This window comes from Cryobacterium sp. TMB1-7 (genome assembly GCF_004402435.1).
In the GTDB taxonomy this organism is placed as follows: domain Bacteria; phylum Actinomycetota; class Actinomycetes; order Actinomycetales; family Microbacteriaceae; genus Cryobacterium; species Cryobacterium zongtaii.
Genome location: NZ_SOFZ01000024.1, coordinates 69498 through 76754, shown reverse-complemented (window position 1 = coordinate 76754; position 7257 = coordinate 69498). Strand labels below are relative to the sequence as shown.

7 protein-coding genes and 1 pseudogene are annotated in these 7257 nt (G+C 67.9%); 5 read left to right on the top strand and 3 right to left on the bottom strand.

Features of this window, described 5'->3' with window-relative positions; translation table 11 throughout:
• Positions 1–510, bottom strand: a pseudogene (locus E3O60_RS11225) (hypothetical protein); the annotation flags it as partial.
• Between the two features lie 144 nt (positions 511–654).
• On the opposite strand from E3O60_RS11225, the gene E3O60_RS11220 reads away from it, so the two are divergent.
• Together E3O60_RS11220 and E3O60_RS11215 are read left to right on the top strand one after the other, a co-directional pair.
• Positions 655–1269: a TetR/AcrR family transcriptional regulator gene (locus E3O60_RS11220; protein WP_088457480.1), complete on the top strand. Its 615-nt coding sequence runs from the start codon at positions 655–657 to the stop codon at positions 1267–1269.
• 60 nt (positions 1270–1329) lie between these two features.
• A complete protein-coding gene (locus E3O60_RS11215) occupies positions 1330–2301 on the top strand; it encodes a DUF5692 family protein (protein ID WP_088457479.1) in 972 nt (323 codons plus the stop codon).
• An 83-nt stretch (positions 2302–2384) separates the two neighbouring features.
• Here E3O60_RS11215 and E3O60_RS11210 read toward each other — a convergent pair whose 3' ends face one another.
• On the bottom strand, positions 2385–3200 hold the full coding sequence (locus E3O60_RS11210) for an alpha/beta fold hydrolase (RefSeq protein ID WP_088457478.1): 816 nt from the start codon (positions 3198–3200) through the stop codon (positions 2385–2387).
• 92 nt (positions 3201–3292) lie between these two features.
• Between E3O60_RS11210 and E3O60_RS11205 the strand changes: the two genes are divergently transcribed.
• The 3 genes from E3O60_RS11205 (at position 3293) to E3O60_RS11195 (ending at position 6578) form a co-directional block, all read left to right on the top strand.
• Positions 3293–3904 (top strand): TetR/AcrR family transcriptional regulator, encoded by a 612-nt coding sequence (locus E3O60_RS11205; RefSeq protein WP_134498093.1) that lies wholly within the window; start codon positions 3293–3295, stop codon positions 3902–3904.
• Between the two features lie 108 nt (positions 3905–4012).
• A complete protein-coding gene (locus tag E3O60_RS11200; protein ID WP_134498091.1) occupies positions 4013–5581 on the top strand; it encodes an MFS transporter in 1569 nt (522 codons plus the stop codon).
• A 76-nt stretch (positions 5582–5657) separates the two neighbouring features.
• Complete coding sequence (locus E3O60_RS11195) at positions 5658–6578, top strand: AEC family transporter (protein WP_088457476.1); 921 nt, start codon at positions 5658–5660, stop codon at positions 6576–6578.
• 12 nt (positions 6579–6590) lie between these two features.
• Here the strand turns inward: E3O60_RS11195 and E3O60_RS11190 are convergent, their stop codons facing one another.
• Complete coding sequence (locus E3O60_RS11190) at positions 6591–7208, bottom strand: antibiotic biosynthesis monooxygenase (RefSeq protein ID WP_088457475.1); 618 nt, start codon at positions 7206–7208, stop codon at positions 6591–6593.
• Positions 7209–7257 lie beyond the last annotated feature (49 nt).

Below are 7257 nucleotides of genomic sequence, written 5' to 3'. Positions count from 1 at the left end.
CGAGGCCGGGGCCGCGGCGGCGACGCTGACCGGGGTCTGCGCGCCGGCCTGGGTGGCGGCGGATGCCTGTGCGAGGGCCCGCGCGGCGGCCTGTGCGGCACGCGCAGCCTCGGCGGCGCGCTGTGCTTGTGCCTGTGCCTGTGCCTGTGCCTGTGCCTGTGCTTGGGCCTGGCGCTCGGCCTTGTCGGCGTGTGCGGCCACCAGCTGCACCGCCAACAGCTGCTCTGCCGCAACGGCCCTGGCCGCCTCCGCCTCGGCCACTTCGAAGCGGATCTGACCGATCAGCTGCACCCGTCTGTCGAGGGCGGTGGCGGCATCCGTCGACGCAGTGAGCAGCTCACGGGCGGCCGGATGACGCAGGTCGAGCCCGCAGGACGGGCAGACCGGCGCCGGCAGCGTGGCCGCGCAGGCCGGGCAGCGGGTGGTGTCGGTGAGTTCGGCCGCGCTGAGCGGCCAGCGGAATCGCCCGACGTACTGCGCGAAGTCGCGAATGGCGCTGCTCGATGACATCAATCCCCCTGATGAATGGTGCGGCTTCCACAGGCTAGTGGTTCGACGGCGGGACGGAGAGTCCCCTAGCGGCGCACTCCCCAGTTCGGGGCGATTGACGCGGTGTCATTGACGCCGTGTCAACGGCGGGAGTAGCGTTCAAGCATGAGCACCCCGACGGCCTCCCCTCGCCAGAGCAAGCAGCCCGACGAGCGCCATGACGAGATCGTCGCCGCGACCAGGCAGCTCTTCGCCGAACGGGGCGTTGCCAAGGTCTCCGTCACCGAGATCGCCAAGCGCGTCGGCGTCACGCGGGGCCTGATCTACCACTACTTTCCCGACCGGGACGCTCTGATCGACCTGATCTTCGAGGACCACATCACTGAGTTCGTCGACGCCGTCTCCCGCTGGGACGCCGACCGGGAGCCCGGCAATGTGGCCAAGGCGCTGCTGGACTGCGTGGTCTTGTTCCGCCACCACCTGCACGCCAAGGACATGTTCCGTGAAGACCTCGGCCACCCCGAGAACGCCGGACTGTACAACCGGTTTGTGGACCGCGCCGTGCGCGCCATCGTCGAGCGCCTGCGGGTGACCACCGTCGAGGCCTACGCGCGGGCGCACCACATTGACATCGAACACGTCGGCGAGGTCTTCTACGTCCTGGTCTACGGACTGATCGGCCTCGTGCGCTCGTCGCCCGACGTCGACGACCAGGTGCTCGTCGCCATCGTGCGACAGACACTGCACCTGGACATGGGCACCACGAACACCACCCCGTGAAGACGCACCACCCGTAAGACGCACCACCCCACAAAGAAAACCGAATAAGGAGAAACGAAGATGTTCCTGTACGAGTCAATCCCCTGGTACTCCACGCTGATGTGGGTTGCGGTGGTGGCGGGCCTCATGCTTGCCAACGAGATCGCCCGGGCCAGCAAGTGGGCCGCCCTCGTGTTGTTCATCGGGCTACCGGTGGTGCTCACCATCTTCGTCTGGCCCCACACCGCGGGCGCCGACTCCAGCACCGGCACCTGGTTCCACTGGGTCAAGGTGTACTCCGCGCTGGCGGGTTGCCTGGGCTTCATGGCCATCCGCTTCATCCCGAAGCTGGCGAAGAACAAGTACTGGCTGATGTTCCCGGCGGCGATCCTCGCGCTGAACATCTTCGAAGCGGTCATCCGTGACTTCCAGGTCTACGGCATGCAGGGCATGGTCGACGGCGTCTTCATGGTCGGCGGCCCGTGGAACATCATGAACGGCATCGCCGGGCTGCTCAACCTCGTCACCATCTGCGGTTGGGCGGGCATCATCATCAGCCGCGGCAAGAAGAAGGACATGATCTGGCCCGACATGCTCTGGTTCTGGATCATCGCGTACGACCTGTGGAACTTCGCCTACGTCTACAACGCCGTCGGTGACCACTCCTTCTACGCCGGCGCCGCCCTACTGATCTCCTGCACCATCCCCGCGTTCTTCATCAAGCGCGGCGCCTGGCTGCAGCACCGGGCGCAGACCCTGGCGTTCTGGATGATGTTCACGATGGCCGTGCCCACCTTCGTGACCAGTTCGAAGTTCGCCGTCGAGTCCTCGCACAACCCCACCGCCCTGTTCATCGTCAGTGCGATCTCGCTGGCCGCCAACATCGCCGTGGTCGTCTACCAGGTACGCGTCATCGTGCGCACCAAGCGCAACCCGCTGAAGGACGAGCTGTTCGTGGAGCTGCCCGCCTACCAGAAGGTGCTCGCCGACAACCGGCCGCTGGATGCCGCCCCCGCCGTCACAGGCTCGCCCCGAGCCGCCGCGAGCGTCTAGTTCCGCACCCCACCATCCCACGAAAGCGGTCGTGTGGTTGCCTCGAGCCTCTCGAAGCAACCACGTGGCCGCTTTCGCGGCCGTTAAAGGGCGTTTTCGGTGAGCCAGTCGAGCAGCACCCGCTGCACATCGGCCGCTTGTTCCACGTTCGGCAGGTGCGCGGTGTCGCGGAACACGCATCCACTGGCCTGGGGCAGCGTCGTCACCAGGTACTCGTACGCCGCGAGCACCTCGGACATGTCGTACTCGCCCACCGTCACCAGGGCGGGCACCTCGATGTCGACGACCCTGTCGAACGCGGGAGGTTCGAGCGGCAGCGACACCGGGCGCTCCTCCGCGTGGATGACGTTCACCCGGTTGAGCGCGTAGGCGGTGGAGACGAATTCGGGGTCGAGGTCCTCCTCGCGGCGCAACGGGCCGAAATCCCAGATCGCGGCCTCGAGGCGGGCCAGCCGGTGCCAATCCTGGGCGGCGAAGGCCTGGTCGATCTCGTCGAACCGGGCATCCTCCACCTCGGTCAGCTCGGTGTCGGGGAACCCGCTCGGGCCCGCCCCGATCACGATCAGCCCGGCCACCCGGTCAGGGCTCTCCACCGCAAGATCGATGGCGATGGTGCCGCCGCGGGAGCACCCGATCAGCGTCGCGCGGGCCACGCCGAGGTGGTCGAGCACGGCCAGGGCATCCGCCCGGTTGGAGAACTCGACGTCCTCGGTACTGGTCTGGCCGAAGCCGCGGGTGTCGAAGCGGATGACGAAGTGCTCTGCGGCCAGCGCGTCGATCTGCGGGTCCCACATGCGCAGGTTCGCGATCCCCGCGTGGATCAGCAGCAGCGCCGGTTTGGAGGCGTGTCCGTCGCTTTCGTAGTAGAGGCGTGCGCCCGGAACATCGAGGTTAGGCATGAGTCGAGCGTAGGGGAGCGCATCCGCCGGCGAAAGAGCCGGGCTTACGAACCGGCACAAGTGTACGTTAGAGTACACATGTGGTCGGGAAGATGAGTAGGCGCAGTGCCGAGCGGGCGGATGCCGTTCTGCAGGCCACGACCGACCTCCTCGCCGAGGTCGGGTTCTCGGCGATGACGATCGATGCCGTCGCGGCGCGGGCGCACTCCTCCAAGGCCACCATCTACAAGCGCTGGCCCACCAAGACCGCCCTGGTCGTGGCCGTCGCGGCCAAACTCGGCCCCATCGACATTCCGGTCCTCGACGCCTCATACACCCTTGCCGAAGCGCTGACGGCGATAACCGCCGCTGTGCGGAGCATCACCGTGGGGCGCTTCGGTCAGCTCGTGCTCGCTCTGGATGCCGCCGGCCGGTCCGACCCCGCTGTCATGACGGCGGTGGCCGAGCACCTCGCGGAACCGCTGCACCTGGCCGTCAGCGCAGCCCTCGACCTGCTCAAGCAGACCGGCCGGATCGACGACCAGGCTGACACCTTTCTCGCCGCCCGCATGATCCTCTCCGCGATCGTGGATCGAGCACTCGCCCGCAATGATGTGGTCTCGGCAGACGAACTGGCGAGCATCGTCCGTGAGTGGCTGCTTCCGGTGCTGTCTCCGCAGCGCCGCGGCACTCGCACCCCCGGCCCGACCGCCGGTCCCGGCTAGCCGCCGCCGGTCCCACCCCGCACGCTTCGGCATCCCGCGTCGGAGCGTTGTCCGTCGTGCGCGCACGCACACCATCCCACCTCCCGCACCACCGTTTGGAGTACCACCATGTCCACATCCACCCCCACTCGGCCGGCCACCGGCCGCCGATCACTCCGGGGCAACCCGGGCCTGTCCCTGGCCGCGGTCTGCTTCGGCCTGTTCATGGTCGGGCTGGACGGCACCGTCGTCTCGGTCGCGAACCCCGCCATCTCCGACGCCCTCGGCACCTCGTTCACCGAACTGCAGTGGATTACCAACTCCTACCTGCTGGCCCTGGCGGTCTTCCTCATCCTCGGCGGCAAGCTCGGCGACAGGTTCGGGCGCAAGAAGATGTACCTCATCGGCGTCGCGGCCTTCGCGGTCACCTCGGTGGCGATCGGCCTGGCCGGCACGACCGAGGGCGTCATCGCCTTCCGGGCACTGCAGGGGCTGAGTGCCGCACTGCTGATGCCGCAAACCCTTGCCCTGCTGCGAGCCACCTTCCCGCGGGAGAAGTTCGGCATGGCCATCGGCATCTGGGGTGGCGCGTCATCCGTTGCCATCGCCGCCGGGCCCATCGTGGGCGGCGCGCTGGTGGGCACCCTCGGCTGGGAATCGGTGTTCTACATCAACGCCCCCATCGCCGTGATCGGCTTGATCCTGGGTGGCCTGGTGCTCAAGGAAAGTTCCGCGACGAGCCGCGCACGGTTCGACATCGCGGGCGTCGTTCTGCTTGCCCTGGGGCTGTTCGGCATTGTGCTGGCCGTCGTCCAATCCGAGTCCTGGGGCTGGACCAGCCCGCTCCCCCTCGGCGTTCTGGCCGGCGGACTGGTGCTCGTCGCGGTCTTCGTGGTCGTGGAAAACCGCGTGGCGGCGCCGCTGCTGCCGATGGGCCTGTTCAGGAACCCCACCATCACCGTGGGCGCCCTGGCCGTAGCCGCGAACTTTTTCGCCCTCTTCGGGGTGACCTTCTTTCTGGCGCTGTTCCTGCTCAACTTCCGCGGTGAGGAGGGCATCGCGGCCGGCCTGATGTTGCTGCCGCTGAGCGCAGTGTCGATCATCGCCTCGCCCATCGGCGCCGCCCTGGTGAGCAAATTCGGCATCCGTCTCACCATGTCGCTGGGTCTGGTCCTTGTGGGCGGCGCATTGTTCGGGCTCACCCCGATCAGTATCGACTCGCCGTACGTGGCCATGGCGGTGCCGTTCGTCGTTCTCGCGCTCGGGGTGGGCCTGGTGATGACCTCGGGTGCCGAGGCCATCGTCGGCAGCGCACCCGTGCAGCTCGCCGGCGTCGCCGGGGGACTGCAAGCCACCTCCCTGCAGCTCGGCGGCGCGCTGGGCACCGCGGTGCTCGCCGCCGTGGTCTCAGCCGGAACGGCCGAGGGACTCGGCTCCACCACCTTCGCCGGTGCGGAGGCCGTGGCCCAGGGAATCATCCCCACCGGTCTGGACGCCGCGACAACGATACTGGCCAGGGACGCCTTCACCGGCGGCCTGTCGAGCGCGTTCGTCGTGGCCGGATGTGTGGCCATAGTGATCGCCATTGCCGCTGCGGTCTTCGTGCGGAACCCGAAGGCGCACCACACTGTGGAAGAGGTCTTGCTTGAGACCGAGTCCGGAACCTCGGGATCCTCGGCGGACGCGCTGCTGCGCTAACCGGCCCGGTTCCGGTCAGGGCCACCGCCGCAGCCGCGTGCGAACCCGGCACCGGCGGTGGCCCTAGGGTCGAAGAGTGGGCGGTGTACTGGTCGGGTTCTCGATCATCGGGTTTGTGATCCTGGTGGGCTACGTCGTCGAGCGCACCGGCGTGGCCGGCGAGGACGCCGGCCGGGTGCTCAACCGCATCGCGTTCTTCGTGGCCACCCCGGCGCTGCTGTTCACCGTGCTCGCGCAGGCGGACGTGCGGGTGCTGTTCTCCGCGTTCCTTGCCACGGTGCTGTGCAGCGTGATCGTCGGCATGCTGCTGTATGTCGTGCTGGCCAGGATTTTCTTTCGAAACCCGCTGCCGGAGACGGTGCTCGGCGCCACCAGCGCCACCTACGTCAACGCCAACAACATCGGTCTGCCGGTGGCCATCTACGTGCTCGGCAGCGCCCAGTATGTGGCGCCGGTGTTGCTGCTGCAGCTGCTCGTGCTCGCGCCGATCACCCTGAGCATCCTCGACGCGTCCACCCGCGGACGGGTGTCGGTGCGCAGCATCCTCACCCAGCCGCTGCGGAACCCGATGATCATCGCCTCGGTTCTCGGCGTGCTCGTCGCCGCCTTCGGCGTCCCGGTACCCGACGCCGTGATCGCGCCCCTGGACATCATCGGCGGTGCCGCGATCCCGCTGGTGTTGATGTCGTTCGGCATGTCGCTGCACGGCCAGCGACTGCTGCAGGCCGGCACCGGCCGCAAGCAGGTGGTCGCGGCGTCGGTGATCAAGGTGGCGCTGATGCCCGTGATCGCATACCTGTTCGGCAGGTTCGTGTTCGCTCTCGAGGGCCCCGAGCTGTTCGCCGTGGTGACCGTGAGCGCGTTGCCGACCGCGCAGAACATCTTCAACTTCGCGTCCCGCTACGACCGGGGCGTGGTCGTGGCCCGGGACACCGTGCTGGTCACCACGATCGGCGCGATCCCGGCGCTGGTGATCGTCGCGGCGCTGCTCGCCTGAGCGTCGGGCCGATCAGGCCTTCTTTTTGGGCGCTTTCTGCAGCCATGGCCGCAGCCGGCGGGTGATGAACGGCATCACCACGTAGGTCATCATGGGCGCCATCACGAAGGTGGTCAGCAGGATCCGGAGCACGGTCGGGATGTCGTTCCAGTGCGGGTCCACCCCGGTGACGAGGTAGGTGAAGATCACGTTCAGCGGAAAGAAGCCCAGCCCGATGGCCACGGCCTGCTTCCAGCGCGGCGGCTGGACCGGCGCGGACGGACCGGCGTTGACCTGGGAGTCGTCGAACCAGCCCTCGATGCCGGTGCGCCGCACCACGTGGGACTCGAGCACCAGGCCCTCACCCTCGAGCAGCCAGCTGGTGCGGGCGATCGAGTGCTCCCAGGCCTCCAGCGAGGCCGCATCCTTGAATTTGTAGAGCATGTGCCAGTGCGCGGAACCGGCGTGCGCGCGCACCCAGCCGGAGCCGAGGAAGCCCGGGTATTCGTTGGCGAGGTCCATCCCGGTCTGCACCCAGTGGGTGGCCTCGTCGAACCGGGCGGGGTCGACCTTACGGCGGATGGAGACGGTGACGGGAACGTCGGCGGGGGCTTGTGGCGCCGCGTCGTTCCCGGATGCAGCAGGAGACATGCGTCAAGTATGGGCGACACCGCTTGCCTCTCGCCGGGTCTCGACAAGC